This is a genomic window from Catenulispora pinisilvae (assembly GCF_015356865.1).
GTDB lineage: Bacteria > Actinomycetota > Actinomycetes > Streptomycetales > Catenulisporaceae > Catenulispora > Catenulispora pinisilvae.
Window position 1 is genome coordinate 50299 of record NZ_JAAFZA010000018.1, and the last position, 25601, is coordinate 75899.

The window sequence follows — 25601 nt, forward strand, 5'->3', positions numbered from 1 at the left end:
GCCGGGCTCCGTGCGGGGCGGTGCTGGGGGCCGTGCTTGTCGCGACCGGCGGTCTACTCGGCGAGTTCCTGGCCGGCGAGGAGTTTGAGCAGACCGTCGGGGGTGTCGTCGCCGAAGATGAGGCGGTGGTTGTGGTCGGATTCGGCGGCGAACTGCGCACTGCGGGGGAAGAGTGCCTGCTCGTATTCGGCCAAGGCGGCTTCGGTGTCGTCGGGGTGGGCGGCGATGGCTTTGCCGAGTTCGGAGCCGTCGAACATGGCCAGGTTGGCGCCCTCCCCGGCGAACGGCGACATCACGTGGGCGGCGTCGCCCAGGAGGGTCACGCCTGGCATCCGGTCCCACCGGTGGCCGATGGGCAGGGCGTAGATGGCGCGCAGGACGGGGGTGGTTTCCGTGTCGGTGATCAGCGCGGTCAATTCCGGGGCCCATCCGGCGAACTCCGCCGCGACCCGGTCGCTCGCCGTGGCGGGGTCCATCTCTTCCAACCATTGCGACGGCTTGGAGAGCGCGACGTAGGCGTGCAGGACGCCGTCGGGCTCCCGGTGGCCGAGGATTCCCTTGCCCGGCGCCACGGCGAACAGCGCGCCGTCGCCGACCGCTCGGGCCGACGCGGGGTGCTTCTCGTCGGCGTTGTAGAGGTAGGTCTCGATGAACGTCGTGCCGATGTATCCGGGTTCGGCGGCGGACAGCAGCGGGCGGATCTTCGACCAGGCTCCGTCCGCGCCGACCAGCAGGCTCGTGGTCAGGGCCGGCCCGTCGGCGAAGCTCAGTTCGTGCCGGCCCTCGCCCAGGGGGCGGACGGCGGTGACCTTGCGGCCCCAGTGGATGGTCCCCTCGGGCAGTGAGTCGAGCAGGATCCGGCGCAGTTCTGGGCGCAGCACCTCGGGGCGTCCGCCACTGCCGTCGTCCGGCTTGTCGAGCAGCACCGTGCCGTACCGGTCCAGGACGTGTGTCGCCTCGCCGCCCTCGTGGATGATCGCGCGGAACTGCTCGGTCAGGCCGGCCGCTTCGAGGGCGAGCTGCCCGTTGTACTCGTGGATGTCGAGCTGGCCGCCCTGGGTCCGGGCCCGGGCCGACGGCTCGGCCTCGTAGATCGTGGCCGGGATGCCGTTCAGGTGCAGCACGCGGGCCAGCGTCAGGCCGCCGAGCCCGGCGCCGATGATGGTGACAGGGGCGGTCATGGGGTCCTCCCGGTTCGGCGGGCGCTCGGCGGACTGTCGCCTGGTACGGCGTACCAGTAGCGCTTGGTACAACGTACCATCCGTGCCAAGATGAGGCATGGCGACAACGGCGCACGGTACGCAGCGGCGGGCGGACGTGCTCACCCGCGAGCGGATAGTCGACGCGGCGATCGAGTTGCTGGACGCCCAAGGGGAGAACGGACTCACGTTCCGTGCCCTGGCCGCGCGGCTGGCGACCGGACACGGCGCCATCCAGTGGCATATCGCGACCAAGAACGATCTGCTCAAGGCCGCTACCGCCGCCGCGGTCGCCCGCGCCGTCGAGGAACCGGCCCCAGGCGTCTCGCCCCGCGAGGCGATCCACGCCATCGCCCTGGAGGTGTTCGACGCGATCGACGCGCACCCCTGGGTCGCCGGCCGACTGGCCCGCCCTCCGTGGCGGTCCACGATGCTTCAGATCTTCGAGCGCATCGGCCGGCAAGTGCAGGCGCTCGCAGCTCCCGCGGCCGCACAGTTCACCTCGACGTCGGCGCTGCTGAACTACATCGTCGGCGCGGCGGGCCAGAACGCGACGAACTCCCGGTCTCCGGCAGCGCTCGTCGGCCGGCGACAACTCCTCGCCGCCGAAGCAGAGTACTGGGAAGGACTCGACCCCGAGCAGTACGCGTTCACCCGCACGATGACAAAGCCGTTGCGCGAGCATGACGACCGCGCCGAGTTCCTTGCCGGGATCGACCTCATCCTCAACGGCATGCCGACATCCCGATAGCCGAGCGAGGATCTTCCTCGACACGGCCATGGCCGCACCGTACTGGCCGGATCCGAGGACCCCTCTTCTTTGAATTCGCGCCGACAAGTGAGCCAGGGCCCTGATAGCGACCCGATATCGATGCCACCCCTGGAAGCTTCCAGGACCGTTCCCGGGCGCCGCTCTCTAGGCTCGCCGACACACCTGGCTTTCGGCCGGATTTAATCCAAGGGAGCGGTGAGGGGCTCAATGAAGAGTATTGCGAGAGCGATGCTGGGGGTGGCGGTGGCGGCGACCACGCTGGCCGCGGCTGTCGAATTGCTGCCCGTGGGCGTCGCCCAGGCAGCGCCGTCGGTGTCCGGTCCGGACAACCCGGCGGTGGTCCACCAGGCGGCGCTCGACGGGAGCCTGGCCAAGACCCACCGCCTGATCAGTCTGTGTTCCGGCGGCAGCGGGAACGGTGCCGCCAAGTACCTTCCGGCCGACTGCGACCTGTCGGTGGTCGCGTCATCGTCGGACGGGGCCAAGCCGCTGGCGGCGTCCGGGCCGGTCGGGCTGGGGCCGGCGGACTTCGCCCGGGCGTTCCACCTCCCGGACACCCCGGGGAAGGCCGGCACGGTCGGGATCCTCGCGTTCGGCGCGACCCCGACGCTGGCCTCCGACCTGGCCGCCTACCGCAGCCAGTACGGCCTGCCGGCCTGCACCGAGGCCAGCGGCTGCCTGAAGATCGTCGGCAAGGACGGCGGCGCGCCCCCGGCCCCGCTGGGGCTGCCCATCCTCAACCAGGCCGACGAGTTCCTGGCCATGGAGTCGGCGCTGGACGTCGAGATGGTCTCGGCGTCCTGCCCGGAGTGCCAGATCCGGGTCGTGGAGCTGTCGCCGCTGCTGGTCATCCCGCAGTACGCCTACCTTCCGGCGGTGACCGCCGACGCCATGGACGACGGCGTGGACACCGCGATCGGCCTGGGCGCCAACGCCGTGTCGATCAGCTACGACATCGCCAACGGCATCCAGCCGGGCATCGCCACGGGCACTCAGGCGCAGCGGCTGCACCACCCCGGCGTGGCCATCGTCGCCGCGGCCGGCGACCACGGAGTGCAGCAGGGCACGATGAACCAGGTCTGGCCGCAGGAAGTGCCGTGGGTGATTGCGGCCGGCGGTGTCAAGATCACCTCGACCGACGGCGGCCAGACCTTCACCAAGTCGGTGTGGGACGACGGCAACGGCGAAGGCAACATGTACTGGTCGGCGGCCAGCAGCTGCTCCGACTACATCCCCCCGGCGGTCGGCCAGCCCGCCAGCGTCGCAGCGTACTGCGGCGGCCACCGGGCCAGCACCGACGCCTCCGCGGTCGCCACCAACGTCTCCATCTACGACACCTACCTGCCGGCCAGCGGCGGTCCCGGCGGCTGGGGCATCGCCATGGGCACCAGCGCCGCCTCCCCGTACCTGGCCGGCCTCTACGCGCGCGCCGGCACCGCCGGCGTCGACGGCCCGAACACGCTCTACGCCGCCTCCACGGCCGGCACCGGCTCGATCGAGAACGTGACTACGGGCACGAACATGCCCAACGGCGCCGCCGACTGCACGAAGGCGAACCTGCCGACCGTGCTGTGCGTGGCCGGTCCGGGGTGGAACGGCCCGACCGGGGTCGGCGTGCCCGACGGTCTGGGCGCTTTCTGACCCAGCTTTCTGACCCACCACGAGGGTCGGGCAACCGCTACCGCAACCGCTACCGGCACGGCGTCGCAGACGCGCCGTGCCGGTAGCGCGCTGCTCGGGCGGTCTAGGGCGTGTTTGAGAAGTCGGGCGGGGCGCGACGCCTGATCGTCCGGCGCCTGGCTGCGCCGGACGACCAGCCACGGCCAACCAGGATGAGGCAGGCCGTCCGTCTTGCCATGCTTGCCGCTGAGCCGTCGCGCTCGACCTGCTCATCACCTGCGGGACACTACCCACCCGACTTCTCAAACACGCCCTAGTCGTCACGGTCTATCCGTCAAGCTCCGGGCTATCGGAGCCCAGAGGTTGCGGATTCAGCGGCGCCAGCAGTCCGGCCAAATTCCCGTACAACCGGCGGGAGTACATGGCGTAGTCCCGGCCCCGATTACGGTGAAAGCTGACGGTCAATGTCCCCATAATCGGCGCCGCGACTACCCCGATCACCAATGGTGGCCACACATCGGTCAGCGCCCCGAGCGCGATCAGCGCGAGCATCAGCAGCGTCACGAAGCCGTATATCAGCGGCATCAGCGCGGCTGAGAGGGTTTCCTTCATGACGCCGGTGAATTCCAGCCCTCCGTCGGCTCTCTGTTGGAGGCGGCCGTGGAATGTGGAGCTCTGATACCGGCTAGGCACATACAACACCACTACACCGTTGGGGCGGACTCGACCGGCGGATCCTGTTGTGCGGGATTTACGTCGGCTGCGCATATCTTCGACGGCTTCCTCGAAGCCGATACCCGCCGCCGGTTCCAGCCGCCAGCGGCCGTGTTCGCACCGCCGCCGGAGCAACCCGGTACGCCGCATACCGCACCCCCCATCCGCGTGACGGTACGCGACAGTATCAGTACGTGGCGGAAGCGTGCGCAACAAAACCGACCCAAAGGGACTTGGAAGTCGAGCTTTCTGATCCGAGGGCGGCCGATATTAAGGCTTTGTGACCCTGTTGTAAGCCAGAGCATTCCGCTTCACGTCATCTGACCAGGGTCTTCCGCGCCGATAAAGTCAACCTGTACCGCGTCGAAGCGCCTACCGCGTATCCGTTGCCGACGGCCGGAAAAGGAAGTGTGGACGTGCGGTGAAACCTGGTGCGGAGCGCGCCCGCCGTGGTTGTATTCTGCGGCTCTCTGGTGTCGAACGCAGTGTCGACATCCATTTCCGGGAGGGTCATTTGTCCAGCAAGTTCAGTCGGAAGCCGGTCGCGGTCGCCGCGCTCTTCGCTTCCTCCATCGGTTCCGTCCTCATCGCCGGTGGCGCGGCGCACGCGACCACCTTCGGCGGCGCCGGGACGAACCCGGTGACGATCACCGCCGGTGGGACGATCAACGTCGTGGGTGGGGGAACGGTCGCGCTTCCGGCCGGCGCCCACGACGTGTCCTGGGCCGGGCAGGGCGGCCGGTTCGCGTACATCGGCGCCGACAACGCGATCTACACCGCCGACTACGACGGCACCCACAGCATCAAGGTCGCGCAGGGCGTCGCGCCGTCGCACACCGTCTGGGACGTCAGCAGCGAGGCCGTGTACTGGACCGAGGGCACCGGCACCACGGCCAAGGTGGTCGGCGCGCTGGCCAACGGCGGCTCGCTCGGCTCCCAGAGTCCGACCTTCGACCTGGTCTCGGCGCCGGTCGCGCCGGCCGGCCTGGGCTTGAGCAACCCGGACGTGGCCAGCGACCAGGTCGGCAGCGTCGTGGTGCAGACCAACGGTCAGGCCGGCGGCGCGGCGACCACCGGCGTCGCCCTGGTGTCCTACGGCACGAACGGCCAACCGACCTTCACCACGGTCGTCGCCCCGGACGTCGCCGCCAAGGGCGGCTCGCAGCCGACGATCTCGGCGGACGGCAAGACAGTGGTCTTCGTCCGTACCGACGCCAACGGCGACGCCCAGCTGTTCGCGACGTCCCTGCAGAACAGCGCCTGGTCCGCGCCGAAGCAGATCACCTGGATGACCGGCAACCACGCCACGCCGATCTTCGAGGCCGACAACCAGTCCACCGCCGACCAGACCGTCGCCTTCGAGTTCGCCAACCGCGCGGTCCCGGCCGGCACCGACGCCAACGGCACCTACCAGGTGGACGTCTCGCAGGCCCTGGCCGCCGCGGCACCCGCGCCGCAGCTGGAGAAGAACGTTTCCGCGCTGAGCGGCGCTCTGGCCGTCCGCACCGACAACCCGGGTCACGTCTACCGGATCGCCGGCTCCGATCGCATCGACACCGCGGTCGTGGCCTCGCGGCAGTCCTGGCGGACCAACGGCGCGGGTCAGAACGACCCGCGTTCGCAGGCGAAGTCGGTCGTGCTGAGCCGTTCCGACGTCTTCGCCGACGCCCTCGGCGGCGCCGCGCTGGCCGCGCACAAGGACGGCCCGCTGCTGCTCACCGACAGCAAGACGCTGAACGCCGAGACGCTGGCCGAGATCCGGCGGGTCCTGCCGACCTCCGGCACGGTCTACATCCTCGGCGGCACCGCGGCGATCTCGCCGGCCGTCCAGAGCACGCTGGCCAAGCTGGGCTACCACATCGACCGGATCGCGGGCCAGGACCGCTACGAGACCGCGGTCCAGATCGCCAACGCGGTCGACCCCAACGCCTCGGACGTCCTGCTCGCCACCGGCACCAACTACCCGGACGCGCTGTCCGCGGGCGCGGCGGCCGGTTCCTACAACGGCATGGTCGTGCTCCTGACCAACGGCAACGCCATGCCGGCCTCGACCGACGCCTACCTGCAGGCCAAGTCGAACAGCGGCCAGCTCCACTACCTCGCCGCCGTCGGCGGTGCGGCGAACACGGCCCTGAAGGGGGCCAAGTGGCACGGCTACGACGCCCTGGTCGGTGCCGACCGATATCAGACGTCGTACATGGTGGCGCACGAGATCTTCGGCGCCTTCGGCCAGATCGGCATCGCCACCGGCGCCAACTGGCCGGACTCCCTGTCCGGCGGCGCCATGATGGGCGTGCGCCAGGGTCCGCTCCTGCTGGTGAACCCGGTGACCGGCCTGAGCGCCGCCGACAATGCCCTGATCGACGCCAACCGCGGCGCCTCGAACTGGGCCTTCGTCTTCGGCGGACCCAACGCTCTCCCGCTGCGCGTCGACCAGCAGCTGGCCTCGGACATCGCCACCTCCGCCGGCTCTTCGGTGGGCGCCGGTGCCGCCGCGGCCCCGCGGCTGGCGACGCCGAACGTCGCCAAGGGCTGACGCGTCGCGAACGGCTGAGTCATCGCAAAGGCCTGAGTCATCACAAAGGCCTGAGATGAGGGAGCCCGGCTTACTCCTGGGGGGAGTAAGCCGGGCTCAGCCGCGCTGAAGACTCAGCCCTTCGCGGTGAACCGCGTCGCGACCTTCGTGGCCAGGCCGGTGAGCCACTGCTTGTCGGCGGACGTGAAGGCGGAGGAGCTCTCCGGGCTGTTGACGTTGACCTGGATCACGACGTCGCCGAACCGGACGAACACGTTCCACGGTTGGGAAGGCAGCCCGGGGATGTTCTCGACGAAACCGCCGTCCCCGATCCCGCTCGGCAGCGAGGTCACCGTCGCGCCCGCGCACCCGGTCTGTGCCTGCTGGCGCAGGTCGGCGAGTTTCTGGGCGCCGGCCCCGGACTTCACTGTCAGCCGCAGGACATCCGCGCGCACGTTCAACCCGCTGGGCGTCGGGCCGGAGAACGTGTAGTCCGGCACGGTCGGGCCGATCAGACCGGACTGCTCGGTCGCGCAGGCGTCGGTCACCAAGGTGGAGGGCCGACTGGGTGCGCCCGTCGAGGCGACCTTCCATCCCGGGCCGAAGTCCGCCGCCTGCAGGAACGTCGGCGGCACCGTGACGGCTGCCGCCGCCTTCAGGCCGGGGGCGATCCCGCTCCCGGACAGCACCGCGGTCAGCTTCTGCGCGGTGAGGGGCGACGGCGAGAGCACGGTGTCCGGGTTCGGCGCTATGCCTTTCGAGACCTGCTTGATCGAGTAGTTGATCCAAAGTGTCTCCACCGATCCGGCGCCACCGGGGAACTGCCGGGTCGCGAAGACCGCGGTGAGCCGGCCGAACGACTTCGTCGAGCTGGCCAGGACCGATCCGTCGGTGAGTTGGCGGTGGTCGCACGCACTCCATGCCACCTGATCCGGGCCATCGGGGTTGGAGGTGTTCGGGTCGAGGCTCGACCAGGTCTCGCCCAGATCGTCCGCGGCGCCGCAGCCGGGCATCGCCGGCTGGAACTTCGGGTCGTCGCCGTCCAGGAACCGCGTGAGCAGGTTGCCGTTCGGTGAGTCCGGAAGGTTCAATTCGCCCTTCGTCGCGGCCTTGCCGTTCGGCGTCCAGTCGGAGTTGACCTGGAGATCGGCGATATTGTCGCCGCTCGGGTCGCCGAGCGGCACCGGCTTGGCCGGGACGCCCTCGTTGGGCGTCGGGACGATGTGCGCGGACGTCGGATCCAGTCCGGACAGCAAGGCCGCCATGTCCGACACCGCCGGCTCGGGCACGGCGATGTATTCCGGCACGGTGCCGCTGGAGCGACTGAGGTCTTTGTGTTCCACGGGCATGAAATCGACCCGGTCCAGGATCGACCCGCCCGATCGGGTCGGCGATGTGGTCGGTGGCACTGTCGGTGGCGCGGTCGTCGTCCGTCCGCCGCCGCCCGGGGCCGCGGCGCTCACCGCGATCGTCGCCGCCACCGCGACCACCGCGAGCGATCCGCTCCCGGCCCCGACGGTCCGCAGCCGGCGCCGGCGGTCGCCACCGGCGATCATCGCCTGCGCGTCGGCGAGCCAGATCGGCTCCTCCTCGGCCCGCGTCGTGTCGAACACGTCGCGCATCCACTGGCCGTCTTCAGTCATGACCGCTCCTTCTTCGTCGTGAGGAGTTCTTCGCCCCCGGCGCGAGCGGGGTCGGGCAGGATCGAGCGCATCGCGGCCAGCCCGCGTGCGGTCTGGCTCTTGACGGTCCCAGTGGCGATGCCGAGCAGTCTGGCCGTGGCCTGGACGTCCTGGTCGTCGAAGAACCGCAGAATCAGGACGGCACGCTGCCCGGGCGGCAGCCGGCGCAGCGCCGCCACCACGACTTCACGCTCGGACACCCGGGTCACCCCGCTGTCGTGAAGCGCGGCGATGTCGGGCATGGCATCCGAGGACGGCCGCTCCCGACGCCAGTGCGCGCGCCGCCGCTCGTCGATGCACGCGCGCAGCAACGTGGTGCGCAGGTACGCGTCGACGCCTTGGTCGGTCCGGACCCGTCCCCAGGCGGAGTGCAGCTTGATGAAGGCGACCTGTACCAGGTCTTCCGCCTGATCCCAGTCCCCGCACATCAGATACGCCATCCGCCGCAGCGCCAGCGATCTCGCGGTGACCAGCGTGGTGAACTCGCTGTCGTCAGGTCTGCGCATCGATCTCCCTCCCCCGGCTCATCAGTATCGACTGGCTATACGTGGGCGGCGCCCGCAGAGGTTGTCACGTCCGACGAGAACTTCGAGGCCGTGTCCTTCGGCCGCCGCTCGGTGATCGCCTCACTTGGCCGCTCGGCGACCGGGATGCCGCGTTCATCGAGTTCTGCGACACGGCGCTCGCCGTGATCGGAGTGTGCAAGTGGCGCGTTGACAGCCTGAAAGGCCTAGTCCTACAGTCGCCACCGATCTTTTCGTGAAATCGATTTCACGCGCCTATTTCTCATTGTTTCTCAGAACCAGACCGCTCTCGGTCCCCTTCTCTGGAGAGCATGATGCGCACACCGATTCCGCAACACTCCCAAGCCCGAATAAGCAGAACCATCAAGGCCCTCACTGCGATCGCCCTGGCTGCCGCTGGAGTGCTCGCGGCCCAGCCGGCCGCGCCGGCGCACGCCGACACCGCCTCCACTTCTTTCACCGCGAAGGGGCCGGTCGGTTGGGACACGCTGCGCCACCTCGACGCGATGGACACCCTCCCGGTGGGCGTGCAGACCAAGCAGTTCTCCAGTTTCGACCGGCAACAGCAGAACAACGACTGGCAGTACCCCTGCCTTCGCACCACCAGTAGCGGGGCGTGCGTCATCGCCGACCATTCCGGACCCGGTGAGATCGACGCCATGTGGTTCACCAGCAATGAAGGCGATGTCACCGCCACAGGGAACATCACCGTCACTCTCGACGGTCAAACAGTGCTCGACGCGCCCTTGCAGGACGTCGTCGACGGCAAGATCGGCGCTCCGTTCGTCTACCCGCTGGTGGCCAACGCGGATCAGAGCTCTGGCGGCGTCTACATCGAGGTGCCGATGCCGTTCCGGCAGTCGATGACCGTGACGACGCAGAACAACCCGCAGTACGAGCACGTCACCTACCGGACGTTCGCGGACGCCGACGGGGTCTCGACGTTCAACCCGGGCGATCCGGCCACCGACGTCATCGCCAAGCTGAAGGCCGCCGGTACCGCGGATCCCAAGCCGCCGATGCCCGATACCAGCACCCAGAGTCAGTCGCTGGACCTCGCCCCGGGCGACTCCACCGTCATATCCGACACCCACGGCCCCGGCCAGCTGACCGCGCTGAGTCTGGCGCTGCCCCAGGCGAAGATGGTGACGCCGACATCGGTGACCGACGACGGGCGCGCGTTCGGCGCGAACGGATCGAGCACCTTCACGGTCGCCATCGACCCGGACAACAACGGCGTCCGGCTGACCCGCCGCTACGATCCGGTTCCCCCCGACCAGGCCGCGAGCGTGTCAGTGGACGGGCAACAAGTCGCGCAGTGGGGACCCTCGACGCCCGCGTCGCTCGGCGGCTGGGCTGAGGAATCGGTGGAACTGCCGGCAAGCGCCACAGCCGGCAAGTCGTCCATCACCGTGAAGAACACCTTCGTGTCTTCCTCCCAGGACTACAACGAGTACACCTATTGGGTGGACAGCCACGTCGCAGCCGGCTTGTCCCGCACCGACACCGTCGACGTCGGCAACGCCGCGAGCGAGTCCGCGCACCACTACGGGATCGTCGGCCAGACCTGGCAAGGGACCAGTACCTACAGCGACCCGCTCGATGCCACACAGCTCGCGGCCCTGACGCAGGCGCAGCAAATCCTCCAGGGACTGCGGGTGCGCATAACCTTCGACGGCACGCGCACCGTCGACTCCCCGATCGGTGAGTTCCTCGGCTCCGGTCTCGCTGTCGCGCCGGTCAACTCCCTGATGAGCGGAATCAACCCCCAGACCTCCACGTTCACTTCGTGGTGGCCCATGCCGTACCTGGACGGCGCCACAGTCGAGCTCTACAACGGCTCCGGACTGACCGTGACCGGCAGCGGCACCGTCGCCGCCGGACAGTCGGCCGCGGTCGGCGCCGCCCTCGCGACCGGGACCATCGGCTACTTCCGCACCCAATCCAATTCTGGTCCTACCACCGCGAACCAGGACTGGACGTATCTGAAAGCGTCCGGCACCAGCAAGTTCGTCGGCGTCACCGTCTCCATGCAGGGCCCGATCAACCGCTCCTACCTCGAAGGCAACGAGCGCGTCTACGTCGACGGCGCCCGCACGCCCCAGATGATCGGCACCGGCACCGAGGACTTCTTCCAAAGCGGCTGGTACTTCAACCACGGCCCCGACACCAACCCGTTCAACGGAGACCCGGCGCACCTGATCGCGGCCACCGGCTGCGCGGCCTCGACCGACTGCACCGGCGCCTACCGCCTGATGCTCGACGACGCGGTCTCCTCCGGCTCCTCCCTCAGCTTCGGAATCCAGCACGGCCCGGCCAACGACGTGGCCGCCGACTACTCCTCAACCGCCTACTGGTACGGAACAGCCCAGCCGCAAAACCACCAAACCGACCAGATAGCGACCACCGGCGGCACCTCCCTCACCGACACCTACGAAGGCACCGACGGCACTCAGACCCCCGTCACCGCCGACGTACTGACCTCGACCACACCCCAAACCCTCCAGCTGACCCTGAACCCGGCCAACCGCGGCGCGACCATCATCCGCACCAGCGACCAACTGAACGGCTACCAGCAGGCCCACGTCACCGTAGACGGCCAACCACTGCCGGACTGGCTGGAACCACTGGCAAACCCCTACCACCGATGGCTGGACGACACCTACCTACTGCCGGCGTCGGTCACGGCCGGACACACGACGATCACCGTGGTACTCACCCCGGTCAGACCATGGACCGCTTCCTCTTACACGGTGCTGAGTAGCTGCTGACCGCAGCCGCCGATCCGGTGCCGGCAAGATCGCCGAAGATCTTGCCGGCACCGAGTTGCTGCTTCGACCTGTCGTCGTCATTGGATGTAGCAGGCCTTGACCTGTCCGGGATCCGGGTCTGAGAACACCGTGTCGTCGCACGCGACATCACCGGTCACCGTGCCGTACGCGTATCGGCCGTCGGCCCCGAACGCGACCTCGTGGGTGCCGGTGACGACGCAGCTGACCGTTTCAGCAGAGCACGGAGTCCACGTCGTGGCCGCAGGGGGTGGCGCCTCGACGTAACAGGTTTTGGACACGCCTTCGTCTGGATCTCCGAACACCGTGTCGGAGCAGGCTGTTCCGCCGGTCACGGTCGCGTAGTTGTATTTGCCCTGCGCGCCGAACGCCACCGTGTCAGTGCCCGCGAACGAACACGTGCCGGTTTCGGCCGCGCACTCTTGCCAGACGCCGGCCGTCGTCGTCGGAGCCGGTTCGGCGTAGCAGGCTTTGGACACGTTTTCGTCCGGGTCTCCGAACACTGTGTTGGAGCAGGCTGTTCCGCCGGTCACGGTCGCGTAGTTGTACTTGCCCTGCGCGCCGAACGCCACCGTGTCGGTACCCGCGAACGAACACGTGCCCGTCTCAGCCGCGCACTGGCTCCAGGTCCCGGGCAGCGACGTGCTGGAAGCGGGGGCGAGCGAGCCGGTGAACCGCCAGGTGCCGGAGCCGACCGTGTACGTGGTCTCTGTGCCGGTGGTGGACTCCAGCACCGCTCCGGCGGCCGGGCTGACGGTGGTCACGTTGTTCTGGCCGAAGTTCGGAACCCGCACACTCGCTGTCGCGCCCACCGGGATCGTGACGTTCATGGCGACCTGGTCGCCGGTCACGGACCAGGACGAGGCGACGGTTCCCCGGACGGTGCCGATGGACGCGGCGACCTGCTGGAGTCCGGTGGGAATCTGGGGCGCGACGCTGATGGTGCTGTAGCCCGGCCCGGTGGGCTCGATGCCCGCGAACTGGTCGGAGAAGGAGGCGTTGATGCCGCCGAACATCGCGTGGTCGTGGGATTCCATGGACGAGGCGTACGTCCACTCCTCCCAGTCCGTCGTCGCACCCTTGCTGATCTCGAAGCCGTAGCCGGGATACGTGGTCTGATCCAGCACCGTCATCGCGAGGTCGGTACGGCCGATATCCGCCAGCGCGTCCAGGAGGTGGCGGGTGCCGAAGATCCCGGTGTCCAGGTGGCCGTCGTTGCCGGTGACGATCGTGTCGACGAGCCGCGCGCCGACCGCGGGGGCGTCGGCCGCCGGCACCATGCCGAAGGCGAGCGGCAGGATGCTGGTCGTCTCCCGGCCGTCGCCGTAGCTCGCGTGGTCGGGGTTGAGGAACGCCGAGTTGAAGGCGTTCTCGATGTCGGCGGCCAGTTGGGCGTAGTGCGCCGCGTCGCCGGCCTGGCCCAGGGCTGTCGCAGCCTTGGCGACATCCGCCGCCTGGAGGTAGGACAGCGCCGTGTTGACGATCGGTACTTCACTCGTGCAGGCGCCGGCACTCGGGTTCCCCATGCCGCCGTTGGCGTTCGAGCTGTGGTCCGGCGGGCACCAGTCGCCGAAGCCGGTGGACCAGATGTGGCCCGGCACGTTGGCGGCGTTCGTGTCGACGAACTGTTTCATCAGCGGATACGTCGCGGCGAGCGTGGCCCGGTCGCCGTACTGCTGGTAGAGGGTCCAGGCCAGAGTCACCTGGTCCCCGCCCATATCAGGCTGCTGAGCGTTGCCGGAGTCGGAGGGCAGTGCCGTGCCCGGTGGCATGTCCCGCAGGTAGTTGGCGTAGAAGGTGTCCATGTCGAACTCGGCGGCCGATGCGTCGTGGTAAGCCTGGACGTCCATGCCCGGGGGCGTGCGCTCGTCGCGGACCGGATTGTCGGTGGGGGTGCTCATCTGGTTGTTCAGCATGGTCCGCTGGTTGTTCTGCCAGATCTGGTTCAGCATCGGGTCGGACGCGCTGAACGTGCTGGTGGCGGACAGATCCGCGTGGACGACACGGGCCTGGACGCTGTTCAGCGTCGGGGTTTGCGGATCGCCGGTGACCTCCAGGTAGCGGAAGCCGTGATAGGTGAAGCGCGGCTCGTAGGTCTGCACCGACCCGGTACCCGCGAGTGTGTAAGCGTCCGTGGACTGCGCGTTCCGGTTGGTGGTCGTGTCGATCGTTCCGTTGCCGAGCAGATCCTCCGCGGTCTGCATCTTCACTGTCGAGCCCGCCGGGCCTTGGGTTTCCAACACCTCCCAGCCCGCGATGTCCTGACCGAAGTCGTACACGTATACACCGGGCTCCGGCTCGGTCAGCCCGACCGCGTTCAGGGTCTGCGCGACCGTGATCGGCGGCATCGCGTCGGCCGCCAGCGACCCGGCCGGGGCCGCGACGGTCTGGACCGGCCGCCACGCCGCGGCGTCGAATCCGGCCGTGTCCCAGCCGGGCTGGGCGAGCCGGGCGTCGTAGGACTCTCCGTTGTAGATGTCGTCGGCGGTGATCGGGCTCGGCGACCACGTCCAGCTGTCGTCGGTCGTCACGGTCTGGTGCGTGCCGTCGGCGAAGGTGACGTCGAGGAGCATGATCGCCTGCTTCGGCCCGAGCCACCGGAAGCCGTACTGGCTGAAGTCCGCGTCATAGCCGTTGCCGAGCCACAGGCCCACCGCGTTGCCGCCCTGCTGGAGGTCGGCGGTGACGTCGTAGGTGGCGTAGAGATCACGCTGTGCGTAGGGAGTGCTCGCCGGCGTCAGCACCCGGTTGCCCACTTTGGCGCCGTTGAGGTGCAGTTCGTAGAAGCCGAGGCCGAAAACGTAGGCGCGCGCTTTGGCCACCGGTTTCGTCACCGTGAAGTCCTTGCGCAGCAGCGGCGAGGCGGCACTCGTGGAATTCGGGCTGATCCATTGCGCGCCCTGCCAGTCGCCCGAGCCGAGCAGCCCCATCTCCCACTGGGCCGGAGGACTCCAGCCCGAGGCCGTGCCGTGCTCGTCCCAAACCCGCACGGCCCAGTAGTAAGTCTGCGCTGTCGCCAGAGCTGGCCCGCCGTATGTGATGCCCACGGAGTTGCTCGAGGAGACCTCGCCGCTGTCCCATACGCTTCCGACCCCCGTACTCACGTCGGTCTCGCTCACGGCGACCACAATCTGATACGCACTCTGATACTCCCCGTTGACCTGCGAAGTCAGCTTCCAGCTCAGGCTCGGGTGCGGGTCGTCCAGGCCAAGGGGATTGGTCGTGTCGTCAGCTCGCAGCCCGCCCACCGAGACCTCGGCCACCGCGGAAGCGGAAGCAGCCGAGGTCGCAGGCAGTCCGGCCACGGGGGCGAGGGCCAGCGCGAGTATTGCTGTGAACGGCACACCCGATCGCCGAAGGCGGCGAACGCGTCCGGAGAGAATTGCCCTCCCTCGGCCCGGGACATGAGAGCGGCGACGAATCAACATGCGGATGCACCATCCTCGGAACTGGATACGCAAAGCAGTGTCGTGACGAGTTGTCGTGGCGAGTTGTCGTCGCGCGGCACACCAGGGATTGAATCGATTCAGATCCGTATCTCAGGGCACACGGTAAGGAGCACCTGACGCCGCGTCAAGGCCGAAATCGGCCTAGATGTTCGGCTGCCTTGTCAGCGTCGGTGAGCAGTGTGGCCAGGGCGGATGCGGGGTCGTGTTCGGCGGTGCCGTGCGGCCACCAAGTACCGTCCTCGGGGTCGCGGCGGTACGGATACCAGCGGTGGTCGGTCCCGAGGCGGACCTGGACTCCCTCGGCTTGGGCGGTCCAGCGGTTGCGCCAGACGCGCAGTGCGGGCGGGTCACCGTCGGCGGTCCAGTCCTCAAGTGATCGGCGCGCGCGTGCCTTGTCGGCCGTGGTCGGCGTCCAGGCGGTCTCCAAGGTGGAGAGCCCGGCGGAGCCGCCTTGGTGCCAGGCGAGGATCGACATGCTCATCTGGACGTCGCCGAGATCGTAGGCGGAAAGGACACGTTCGTAGACCTCTTCCGAGGCTGCCTCGTCTTCCTCCGCGGCCATGCGTACGGCGTCTTGCCACGTGGTCAACTGGGGCATCAGCGGCGTCGCGGCAGGCTCGTCGAACCCGGTGTACAAGGTGCGTAGCGTGTGGGCCCGGCCGGCCGTGTCGGCGGCGAGGCGTTCCAGGGCGACGGCGTCGATGGCGTCGACGGCTTCGCCGGTCGCCGCGGCCAGCACGGGAGGCCGGCCGGGAACATCGGGGGCGGCGGGGATTTCGAACGCGGTGATGCCCGCGAGCAGTGCGGCGGGGTCGCCCGGTGCCGCGCTGAAGGCCTCGACGGCGCTGATCCCCACCACACTCGGGGTTTCCGTTCCGAGCCGGCTGGTGCTGGTGCTGGTGCCGGTACCGCTGTCGCTGTCGCGTGCGGTGGCTGTGGCGGCGGCTGCGGCGTTGCGGGTCCGCAGCTCCTCCATCAGCTCCTGCTCGCCGCGTCCGCGCAACAACAGCAGGACGAACGGATCGGTGTCCAGCAACCTGGCGATCTGGTAGCACAGCGCGGACGCGTGCTTGCACGGCCAGCCCCAGTCAGGGCACGAACAGCCTGGCGAGAGGTCGCCGGCGGCGGGCAGCAGCCGTACGCCGGCGGCCTTCGCGTCGTCGAGCAGTTCCGGCGGCATGTCCTTGTCGAGCAGTGCGGCGATGTGCGCGGCCCGCGAGGCGACGGCCTTCAGGAGACGATCCCAGTCCGCGTCGCTGAGCTGTTCCACCTCCACGGTCGAGGTGTAGGGACGTGGCCGGCTGCCCTGCACTTTCGCCTTTGCCAGGCCGGGGGTGACGGTGATGTCCTCGACCGCGCCCCGCCGGGCGTAGGTGCGGCCGCGGCCCAGGCGTGCGGCGTCCATGGACGTCGTCTCCAGCGCGTCCACCCAGGCCTGTCCCCACCATGAACCGGCGAACGCGGTACGGGAGCCGACCGCCGGTGGGAAGGCCGGAAAAGACCGTGTGCGGTCGTCATCGGGGCCGGCTGCCTTCTTCCGCGGCGCCATCTATCGCCCCCTCCTGAGCGTGACCAGGTCGGCCAGGTCGGCGTCGGTCAGTTCGGTGAACGCCGCCTCGCCTCCGGTGAGCACGGCTTCGGCCAGGTCGCGCTTTTCCTTCAGGGCCGTGGCGATCCGGTCCTCCACGGTGCCTTCGGCGATCAGGCGGTGCACCTGGACCGGTTGGGTCTGGCCGATGCGATACGCGCGGTCGGTGGCCTGTTCCTCCACCGCGGGGTTCCACCACCGGTCGTAATGGATCACGTGTCCGGCCCGGGTGAGGTTGAGCCCGACGCCGGCGGCCTTCAGCGACAGCAGGAAGACGGGGACCTCGCCGTCCTGGAAGCGGCGCACCATATCCTCCCGGCCGCGGACGGGCGTCTGGCCGTGGAGGAACTGACTGGCGATCCCGCGGTCGTCCAGGTGCCGCTCGATCAGCCGGTTCATCGTCACATACTGCGAGAACACCAGCACCGCACCGTCTTCGGCGACGATCGTCTCGACCAGCTCGTCCAACAGTTCCAGCTTGCCGGAACGGCCCGGCAACGCCGTCTTGCCCGGGTCTTCCTTCAAATACTGCGCGGGGTGGTTGCAGATCTGTTTGAGCGCCGTCAGCAGCTTGAGGATCAGGCCGCGCCGGTCGATGCCGGAACTGCCCGCGATCTGGTCCATCATCTCGCGCACGAACGCCTCGTAGAGCACCGTCTGCTCGCGGGTCAGCGTCACCGGGTGGTCGGTCTCGGTCTTGGGCGGCAGCTCCGGGGCGATACCCGGATCGGATTTGCGCCGGCGCAGCAGAAACGGCTTCACCAGCGTGGCCAGGCGCGCGGTGGTCTGCGGGTCGTGGTCGGCCTCGACTGCCTTGGCGTAGCGGGAGCGGAACGTCCGCAACGGGCCGAGCAGACCCGGGGTGGTCCAGTCCAGCAGGGCCCACAGCTCCGACAAGTTGTTCTCCACCGGCGTGCCGGTCAAGGCGACCCGAGCCTGGGAACCCATGGTGCGCAAGGCTTTGGCCGTGTGCGAATACGGGTTCTTCACATGCTGCGCCTCGTCGGCGGCGAGCAGGCCCCAGTCCACGCCGCCGAGCCGCTCGGCGTCGATGCGCACGGTGCCGTAGGTGGTCAGGACGAATTCGCCATCCTGCACCGTTTCCACGTCGCGGTCGGCACCGTGGAAGCGGCGGACCGGTGTGCCCGGGGCGAAACGCTCGATCTCCCGCTCCCAGTTGCCCAGCAACGACGTCGGGCAGACCACCAGGGTCGGCCGCGCGGTCGCCGGGTTCTGCTGTCGCCGCAGATGCAGCGCGATCAACGTGATCGTCTTGCCCAGCCCCATGTCGTCGGCCAGGCAACCGCCCAGGCCGAGCGTGGTCATGCGGTCCAGCCAGTCCAGGCCGCGGAGTTGGTAGTCGCGCAGGGTCGCCCGCAGCGCCGCCGGCTGTCCGATCTCACCCGGCCCGATCTCACCCGGCCCGCCGTCGGGCTCGGCGATCCGGGCCTTGAGGTCGGCCAGCCAGCCGTTCAGCTGGACCGGCACGGTCTGGCCGTCCGCCTCGGCCGTCCCGGTCAGCGCGATCCCGAGCGCGTCGATCGCGCCGACCGGCGCCAGGTCCCGCTGCCGGGCCTTGCGGGCCAACGCGTCATCGACCACCACCCACTGATCGCGCAGCCGCACCAACGGCCGGGCCGCCTCGGCGATCCGGTCCATCTCCGCGGCGGTCAACGCCTGCCCGCCCAGGGTGAGCTCCCAGCGGAAGGCCAGCAGCGAACCGGCGTCGAAGTACGAGCGCAGATCCGACCCGGGCCGCTTCGGCGCGTCCAGCACCGCCCGCGCCGTCAGGCTCCTGGCCAGTTCCTTGGGCAGGTGGACGTCGACGCCGGCCGCCGACAACCTCGGCGCGGCATCCCCGAGCAGGTCGAAGACCTCGTCGTCGGAAAGCTCCAGGACCGCCGGCACCGCGGTGGCCAGCAGCCGCGCCAGCGGGGGCCACACCCGCGCCGCCCGGCGCAACGTCAGCAGCACCTCGATCTGCGTTCGGGCCCGGGCCTCCCGGGCCTCCCGGTCCGATCCGGTGACCAGCGACGACCACGCCACGCCCACGTCCCGCACCGCCGTGGGGTCGGCCAGGCTGTGCAGCTGCGTGACCGCCCGGAATCCGCCGTCGGAGTCAGAGGGCATCTCAAGACGCAGCGACACCCGGGCGCCGGCGTCGATCCCCGCCGCGACCTCGCCTGCCCAGCTCCGCAGGTGCGGCACCGACTGGGCGTCGGGGGTCGCGAAGGCGGCACCGCCCACCATCCGCGCCGCACCCACCCCCGCACCGACCATCCGCGCCGCACCCGGCGTCCGCGGCAGCACATCGGCGACGGCGTCCAGGAACGTCCGAAGCAAAGGCTCGCTCTCAGGCAACAAGACCGTCCCGCCGACCGCTCCGGGAACCGGGACGGCCCGGGCCGCCGGCGGCATGAGCGCGGCCAGGTCCCGGACCCGCTCGACGTCCTCACCGTCGAACGGTCCGATCCGCCAGGCGTCGTACCCCGACGGCGACACCCCCGGCAACAGACGGCCGCGGGCGACCAGCCCCAAGGCGAGCACCGCGGCGGTGCCCCAGAACACGGACGCCGGATCGGCCGCCGCCGACGGATCGTCCAACGCCAGTTTGCGCGCCTGGGCCAGGACCGGGACCGCGGTCTGGACCGGCAGCACCAGCGCCGGCGCCGAGCGCAGCACGACCTGGGGACGTTTGCGCGGGGCACCGGACTTCGTCGTCGTCACGAACTCCGCGACGGTCACCTCGCCGCCGCCGCCGTCTTCGCCGACGAAGGCCACTCGGCTGTTCCGCGGCGGGTCGGCGGGAAGGAACACCGCAGGACGGGACGCCAGAGCCCGCGCCGCATCGACGGAGATGTGCCGCTCTGGCGTGGACGTCGCCGACTCGGCATCGTCGTCGACGATCACCACACGCCTGGCCACCATGATTCCCCTCGCCGCACGACTCCCGATCCGGCTGTTCCGCCGCCAGCGCCATTATCTCCGCTCGCTCATGCCAGGCCCGTACGCGGCTACACTCCGCAATCAGGTTGTGCCGTCGTCGCGCATGGCCTATCACGGCAGGCCGGGAGGGCAGCAGACGGATGGAACCGACCGAGCAGCTGATCCCCAGTGAGCAGCTGATTCCAACCGAGCAGGTGATTCCCAGCAAACAGCTGACTCCGACCGAGCAGGTGATTCCCAGCAAACAGCTGACTCCGACCGAGCAGCTGATTCAGTTCGAGTGCGCGGTCGAGCATCTGATCCACGTGCGTCCCGACGAGTACACCGTCGCCCGGGTCGTCTCCGAGGAGGTCGGCGAGTTCACGGCGGCAGGCGCCGCCCTGGCCGGGGTGCAGCCCGGTGCGGTGGTGCAGCTGTCCGGTCGCTGGGTCCGACACCACCGCTACGGCGACCAGTTCGTGGTGGCGTCCTGCGAGTGTGTGCTGCCCTCGCACGTGCGGGGCATCCGCATGTACCTGGGCTCCGGACTGATCCGGGGGATCGGGCCGAAGCTGGCCGGCGCGATCGTCGAGTGTTTCGGCGAGGACACGTTGAAGATCATCGACGCCGATCCGGACCGGCTGCTGGAGGTGCACGGGATCGGCGCGGGACGCCGCGACAAGATCGCCGCCTCGTGGATCGGGCAGAAGGTGGTCCGTGATCTCATGGTCGTCCTGCAGGGCTTCGGGATCTCACCCCTGCTGGCCACGAAGGTCTACATCGAGTTCGGGGCCGAGTCGCTCGCCGTCGTCCGTACCGACCCGTACCGGCTGATCGAGAAGGTCCGCGGGATCGGCTTCGCCGCGGCCGACAAGATCGCGCTCGCGTCCGGGGTCCCGGCGGAGAGTCCACAGCGGCTGCGGGCCGCGCTGCTGGACCGGTTGGACGCCGCCCGCAGCGAGGGGCACTGTTATGTCCTGCGGGCCCGGCTTCTGCTCGCGGCCCGTCGCCTGGTCGGGCAGGAGCACGATCTGCTCGCCTCCGCGTTGGAGACATTGGTCGCCGCCAGAGCCGTCGTCATCGAAGCTGATCCGCGCGAGCCGGACTCCGACGAGCCTGTGGTCTTCTCCCGGACACTGCATTCCACCGAGCGCTCGCTGGCGTCCTTCCTCGCCCGACTGCTCGCGGCCGACTCCGACCTGCCCCCGGCGGTACGCAAACGGGCCGAAGCCGCTGGCGCCGAAGCCCCGGGCGGCGACGATCTGCGCGCTGACGACTCGAACGGTGACGGCCCGCGCGCCGACCACTCGCATGCCAACGACCTGCACGCCAACGCCCCGCATGCCGACGACCTGCACGCCGACCAGCGCGCCGCGGTGGCGATGGCGCTGAGCTCCACGGTCTCGGTGCTCACCGGCGGGCCGGGCTGCGGCAAGAGCCACACCGTGAAGGCCATCGCCGCCGCCGTGCGCTCCGGCGGCGGCCGGGTGACGCTCGCCGCGCCGACCGGCAAAGCCGCGCGGCGGCTGGCGGAGCTGACCGGGATGCGCGCGATGACCGTGCACCGCCTGGTCGCCGACCTGCCCGAGGCCGATCCCGACGCATTGTTCGACGACGGGCCGATGATGGCCGACCTGATCGTCGTGGACGAGGCCTCGATGCTGGACGTGTTCCTGGCCCGCAGGCTGGTCAAGCTCACCGTGCCCGGCACGCACCTGCTGCTGGTCGGCGACATCGACCAGCTGCCGTCGGTCGGCCCGGGCGCGGTACTGCGGGACATCCTGGCCGTGCCCGGCGTGGCCCGCACCGAGCTGACCCATGTCTTCCGCCAGGAGACCGGCTCGACCATCACCGCCAACGCCCACCAGATCCGGCGCGGCCGGATGCCCGAGGAACGGGACCTGCACAGCAGCGACTTCTGGTTCGTGGACTGCGACGACCCGGCCGAAGTCGCCGCGCAGGTGGTGGAACTGGCCTGCGCCAAGATCCCCGCCAAACAAGGCGTCCCCGCATCCGACATCCAGGTACTGGCACCGACCAGGCGCGGATACTGCGGAACCGTGGCGCTGGGCCGAGCCATCCAAGAGCGACTCAACCCGGCAGCCGAGGACAAGACCGAGTACTGGTCCGGCACCTCGGTGTTCCGCGTCGGCGACCGGGTGATGCCGATCAAGAACAACCCCGACAAGGGCAGCGCCGGCATCTTCAACGGCACCGTCGCCGTGATCCGCGGCATCGACCCCCAGGGCCGCCTGGTGACCCTGAGCACCGACGACGGCGACATCGCCGTATACGACTTCGACGAACTCGACCAGCTGCTGCACTCCTACGCCATCAGCATCCACCGATCCCAGGGCAGCGAGTACCCCTACGTCGTCGCCCCACTGGTCACCGAGGCAGGCTCCCTCATGCTGCACCGCAACCTGCTGTACACCATGATCACCCGCGCGAAGAAGACCATCGTCGTGGTCGGGCAACGCCGCGCTCTGGAGATCGCCGTCCACAATGCCGGCCGAGCCCGCGACACGGCTTTGGCCCTACGGATCGAGACCGCGCTGGAAGCCATCGGCGACCAGGACCGGGCCGGGAGCGCGATGTAGCCGTCCAACCTGGGAGAACTGCTGCGACCGCATCGGTATAAAGCTCGGTGGTCAGATCGCCCGCGCTGACACCAAGCCGTCTTAATGCGGCGCGAACCGCCTCCAGCGCCGTCACCAGTTCGTTCTCGGTCTCGGTGATTGTCTCCAGCTCGATGAACGTCCCATCGATCTCGGGCACTGTGACGACGGTGGCCAGCAAGTCGCGGTCTTGCTCCTTCCACCGGTAGTTCGCGCAGTGCTTCGAGAAAGCGATCATCGTCCGATAGCCGAGTCCGAGCACGATCGCCTCGGCAGTGTCAGCATCGCCGACGACGGTCTCGTACTCAGGCTTTGATCCGCTTGCCGCGTCGACCGCGGGCTGCTTGAACGTCAGGATGTGGCGGACACCGGCATCGGTCTCCACGGTCCGGATTCGAAGCTCGCGCCCGCTCGATGCGAAGGAACCGTCCGGGCTGTCGAAGTAGCGGTCGCGATAGACGGCCTTCTCAGCCTCAGCCCGCTCATCCAAGGCTGCCAGCAGAGCGGGAACGTCACGGACGCGGGCCTTCAGCTCGGCTTCGATCGGCATGATCGCGGGTTCTCGTCCTCTCAGATGAAGCGCTCGGCCGTCTCGGTCATCTCCTGAAACATGCGTCGGAAACCTCGATACAGGGCACCGCCGGTCGCCACGTCTACACGGTAGGTCGGGGAGACGTGGCCTTCCCACTTCTCATCAAAGGTGCTCACGAAGATGGTCTCGTCCAGGCCAATGACACGCCAGGTCGGCAGGGTCGAATAGCGGTAAGCGGCGAGGACGAGGCCAGGCATCGCCGCGAGCTCTGCGAGCTTGTGTTCAGCCAGGCGGACGCTGACCGCGAACCCGGCGGCGCTCTCGCCGATCTCGGCGGCGCGGCGCGCGGCAGCGTCGCTGTCGGCATCGACGATGAGAACGCGTATCGCGAGTGGTGTCGAGCGGGCCGAGACGGCTGCACGCAGCAGGGAGTCGTTGAGCCCGAGCAATCCGAGCCCGCGTACCGCGAGTAGGTCAAACTCACGTGCGCCGCCGGCGAGCTGACGGATCCCCTGGGCAGCGGCGGACTGTGAGCGATAGGTCCGCGCGACCGTACTGGTGGCCTCAGCCAACTCGTCGAGATCGTCGGCGTGACGAGCCATGGCCGGCGCCAGTCCGAGCAGCATGCGAGCGGCGTCCGGCATGTTCAGACCGTCGGCCAGAGCGATCGGCGCTGAGCAGGTCGCGACGTTCCCCGCCGAATGCACCGAGGCACGGGTCTTTCTCGACTGGAGCAGCCGTGACCCCGACGCTCGCGCCCACCTGTTCGTCTCCGCGCTGCTCGTCACCGCAGAGAGGGTCAGAGCGCTCATGGAGATCGGGAGCTCGGTCGTCAGCGACAGCTTCACTCAGCGGACGGTCGCGACACATCGAGCATTTGGCGCCGCGATGGACTTGATCCTGCCGAAGGACCTCCCGGCCCCCATCACGTTCCACCTCGAATGCTCCGCGGACGAGCGGCAGGCACGCCTACGCGACAGGGACAAGCAGACGACGTGGTGGGACGAGTTGGCCGACGAATTGGCCGACCGAATCGAGCAGGAGTACGCGGCCCTTCCGGCACACCGCGTAGACACGACCGACCAGCGGCCCGAGCAGACTGTACGGGCGATCACGAAGATCCTGCGAGCGTGCTCGTGAACTGTACGGATCGACGGCAAGATGGCCCCGGCTCGAAATGCGACGGTTGAGCATGCCTCAGGTCGCGGCCCTGAAAGCGAGACAGATAGTCAGGCCACCGACCGGATCCGACCACCGGTCTTTTGCCGGAGCGCGGCTTCCAGCCGGTCTCGGGCCTCGGTTTGGGCGGCGATGCGTTCGTTGAGGACTGCCAGCCGCTCCGACGCGACCCGCAAACCCCTGGCCGAGGGCGGCGCTGTGGCCACGTCTGCGTCCAGGCAGGGGAGGAACACTCGCACGTCGTCCAGGGTGAGCCCGGCGGTCAGCAGGTAGCGGATGTTGCGGACGCGCACCGCTGTCCGCTCGTCGTAGACGCGGTAGCCGTTGGTTGTTCGTTCCGAGGAGATCAGGCCGGACTGCTCGTAGTGCCGCAGTGCACGCGCTGTCGTCCCGGTTGCCTTGGCCAGATCGCCGATCCGCACCGGCTCCACCTCCCGGGCCAGTCCTATCACGCCACTACCGCCCCGCCGTCGACAGGGAGAACCACCCCTGTGATGAACGCCGCCGCCGGTGCGGCGAGTTGGGTGATCGCCCAAGCTACCTCCTCCGGTCGTCCGATCCGGCCTAGCGGGGTGCGCGCCAGTTGCCATTCGCGTACCGCGGCCGTCCGCTCCGGTGTCAGTCCCTGGTGCTCGCCGATCGGGGTGTCGATCGCGCCGGGGGCCACCGCCAGCACCCGGATGCCCCGGGGCGCCAGTTCGACGGCCCAACTGCGGGTCAGCGACTCCAGCGCGGTCTTGGTCGCCGCATAGACCGAGCTGCCCGGCCAGGCCCGCTGCCCCACCGAAGTGCTCACGTTGACGATCACCCCGCCGGATGCTTCCAGGGCTGGCAGCGCGGCCTGGGCCAGCAGGATGGGGGCGATCAGATTGGTGGCGATCTGAGGCACGATCGTCTCCGGCGCAAGTGTTCCGAGGGCGCCGCCGCGCACTATGCCGGCATTGTTAATCAGCACGTCCAGCCGGCCGTGCATCGCCAGCACAGTCTGAACGATCCGCTCGGGCTCACCCCCGGCGGTGATGTCGGCGACCAGTGGCCTGATCCGGTCGTGTCCGGCAGCGGTCTCATCGAGCGGTTCGGCCCGCCGGCCGATGGCAAGCACGCGGGCACCCTCAGCGGCGAAGGCGCGGGCGGTGGCCCGGCCGATCCCGGTGCCGGCCCCGGTCACGGCGACGATCCTGCTGGTCTGCGATGCGGTGCTGCTGTCCATGCCGGCCATCGTTCAACCCTGCCGCCAGTGGCAAGGTCAAGAGTGCGCCGCCCCGAGTGCTGACGCCGCCGTCCCACGCCGCCGGTACGAGATCACGCCGCCGCCACGAGATCAGCCCGACGCCTGCCCGGCCGACACCTGCCCGGCCCAAGCCGAAGCGAGGTCCAGCGCGTCGGCCAGGCGGTCGAACAGCGCCTCTAGCTCGGTGCCGGCGCCGATCGGTAACAGCACGTCCGATTGCAGCTGGGCCAAGGGCGGGGCGAGGCGGGCGTGTAGCTGTCTCTT

At 69.2% G+C, this 25601-nt stretch carries 15 protein-coding genes and 2 pseudogenes; 6 read left to right on the top strand and 11 right to left on the bottom strand.

The features are described from left to right. Positions 1 to 53: 53 nt before the first annotated feature. Positions 54 to 1181 (bottom strand): FAD-dependent oxidoreductase, encoded by a 1128-nt coding sequence (locus IZR01_RS07610; protein WP_194923390.1) that lies wholly within the window; start codon positions 1179 to 1181, stop codon positions 54 to 56. A gap of 97 nt (positions 1182 to 1278) precedes the next feature. Here IZR01_RS07610 and IZR01_RS07615 point away from each other — a divergent pair, with 97 nt between their 5' ends. Together IZR01_RS07615 and IZR01_RS07620 are read left to right on the top strand one after the other, a co-directional pair. Further along, positions 1279 to 1950: a TetR/AcrR family transcriptional regulator gene (locus tag IZR01_RS07615; protein ID WP_194892030.1), complete on the top strand. Its 672-nt coding sequence runs from the start codon at positions 1279 to 1281 to the stop codon at positions 1948 to 1950. A 228-nt stretch (positions 1951 to 2178) separates the two neighbouring features. Next, the gene (locus tag IZR01_RS07620; RefSeq protein ID WP_194923391.1) at positions 2179 to 3612 is read left to right on the top strand and encodes a S8/S53 family peptidase; all 1434 of its coding nucleotides are present in this window, start codon (positions 2179 to 2181) and stop codon (positions 3610 to 3612) included. Positions 3613 to 3918: 306 nt separating this feature from the next. On the opposite strand, the gene IZR01_RS07625 is transcribed toward IZR01_RS07620, so the two are convergent. Beyond that, positions 3919 to 4203, bottom strand: a complete 285-nt coding sequence (locus tag IZR01_RS07625; protein ID WP_194923392.1) for a hypothetical protein — start codon at positions 4201 to 4203, stop codon at positions 3919 to 3921. A gap of 616 nt (positions 4204 to 4819) precedes the next feature. Here IZR01_RS07625 and IZR01_RS07630 point away from each other — a divergent pair. Continuing rightward, positions 4820 to 6841 (top strand): cell wall-binding repeat-containing protein, encoded by a 2022-nt coding sequence (locus IZR01_RS07630; protein ID WP_194923393.1) that lies wholly within the window; start codon positions 4820 to 4822, stop codon positions 6839 to 6841. 113 nt (positions 6842 to 6954) lie between these two features. On the opposite strand, the gene IZR01_RS07635 is transcribed toward IZR01_RS07630, so the two are convergent. Together IZR01_RS07635 and IZR01_RS07640 are read right to left on the bottom strand one after the other, a co-directional pair. Further along, complete coding sequence (locus IZR01_RS07635; protein WP_194892026.1) at positions 6955 to 8463, bottom strand: hypothetical protein; 1509 nt, start codon at positions 8461 to 8463, stop codon at positions 6955 to 6957. Beyond that, on the bottom strand, positions 8460 to 9008 hold the full coding sequence (locus IZR01_RS07640; protein WP_194892025.1) for a SigE family RNA polymerase sigma factor: 549 nt from the start codon (positions 9006 to 9008) through the stop codon (positions 8460 to 8462). The genes IZR01_RS07635 and IZR01_RS07640 overlap by 4 nt, the downstream gene beginning before the upstream one ends. A 329-nt stretch (positions 9009 to 9337) precedes the next feature. On the opposite strand from IZR01_RS07640, the gene IZR01_RS07645 reads away from it, so the two are divergent. Continuing rightward, complete coding sequence (locus IZR01_RS07645; RefSeq protein ID WP_228559019.1) at positions 9338 to 11797, top strand: glycoside hydrolase family 172 protein; 2460 nt, start codon at positions 9338 to 9340, stop codon at positions 11795 to 11797. 686 nt (positions 11798 to 12483) lie between these two features. On the opposite strand, the pseudogene IZR01_RS07650 reads toward IZR01_RS07645, so the two are convergent. The 3 genes and pseudogenes from IZR01_RS07650 to IZR01_RS07660 form a co-directional block, all read right to left on the bottom strand. After that, a pseudogene (locus tag IZR01_RS07650) lies at positions 12484 to 15240 on the bottom strand (family 78 glycoside hydrolase catalytic domain); the annotation flags it as partial. A gap of 148 nt (positions 15241 to 15388) precedes the next feature. Next, positions 15389 to 16813 (bottom strand): SWIM zinc finger family protein, encoded by a 1425-nt coding sequence (locus tag IZR01_RS07655; RefSeq protein WP_194923395.1) that lies wholly within the window; start codon positions 16811 to 16813, stop codon positions 15389 to 15391. Next, positions 16814 to 19780 (bottom strand): SCO1167/SCO6262 family helicase, encoded by a 2967-nt coding sequence (locus IZR01_RS07660; RefSeq protein WP_194923396.1) that lies wholly within the window; start codon positions 19778 to 19780, stop codon positions 16814 to 16816. 158 nt (positions 19781 to 19938) lie between these two features. Between IZR01_RS07660 and IZR01_RS07665 the strand changes: the two genes are divergently transcribed. After that, complete coding sequence (locus IZR01_RS07665) at positions 19939 to 22377, top strand: AAA family ATPase (RefSeq protein ID WP_194923397.1); 2439 nt, start codon at positions 19939 to 19941, stop codon at positions 22375 to 22377. Between the two features lie 49 nt (positions 22378 to 22426). On the opposite strand, the pseudogene cyaB reads toward IZR01_RS07665, so the two are convergent. Continuing rightward, positions 22427 to 22945: pseudogene (cyaB, locus tag IZR01_RS50125) on the bottom strand (class IV adenylate cyclase); the annotation flags it as partial. A gap of 20 nt (positions 22946 to 22965) precedes the next feature. Then, positions 22966 to 23571, bottom strand: coding sequence for a hypothetical protein (locus IZR01_RS07670; RefSeq protein WP_228559020.1), 606 nt, complete (start codon positions 23569 to 23571; stop codon positions 22966 to 22968). On the opposite strand from IZR01_RS07670, the gene IZR01_RS50130 reads away from it, so the two are divergent. Further along, entirely contained in the window at positions 23570 to 24067 is a 498-nt protein-coding gene (locus tag IZR01_RS50130) for a hypothetical protein (RefSeq protein ID WP_228559021.1), read from the top strand. The two genes, IZR01_RS07670 and IZR01_RS50130, sit on opposite strands and share 2 nt — an antisense overlap. An 89-nt stretch (positions 24068 to 24156) precedes the next feature. Here IZR01_RS50130 and IZR01_RS07680 read toward each other — a convergent pair whose 3' ends face one another. Together IZR01_RS07680 and IZR01_RS07685 are read right to left on the bottom strand one after the other, a co-directional pair. Beyond that, positions 24157 to 24528 carry a MerR family transcriptional regulator gene (locus tag IZR01_RS07680; RefSeq protein ID WP_369125476.1) on the bottom strand — a complete coding sequence of 124 codons (372 nt, stop codon included), beginning with the start codon at positions 24526 to 24528 and terminating at the stop codon, positions 24157 to 24159. A gap of 26 nt (positions 24529 to 24554) precedes the next feature. Continuing rightward, positions 24555 to 25325: an SDR family NAD(P)-dependent oxidoreductase gene (locus IZR01_RS07685; RefSeq protein ID WP_438939691.1), complete on the bottom strand. Its 771-nt coding sequence runs from the start codon at positions 25323 to 25325 to the stop codon at positions 24555 to 24557. Positions 25326 to 25601 lie beyond the last annotated feature (276 nt).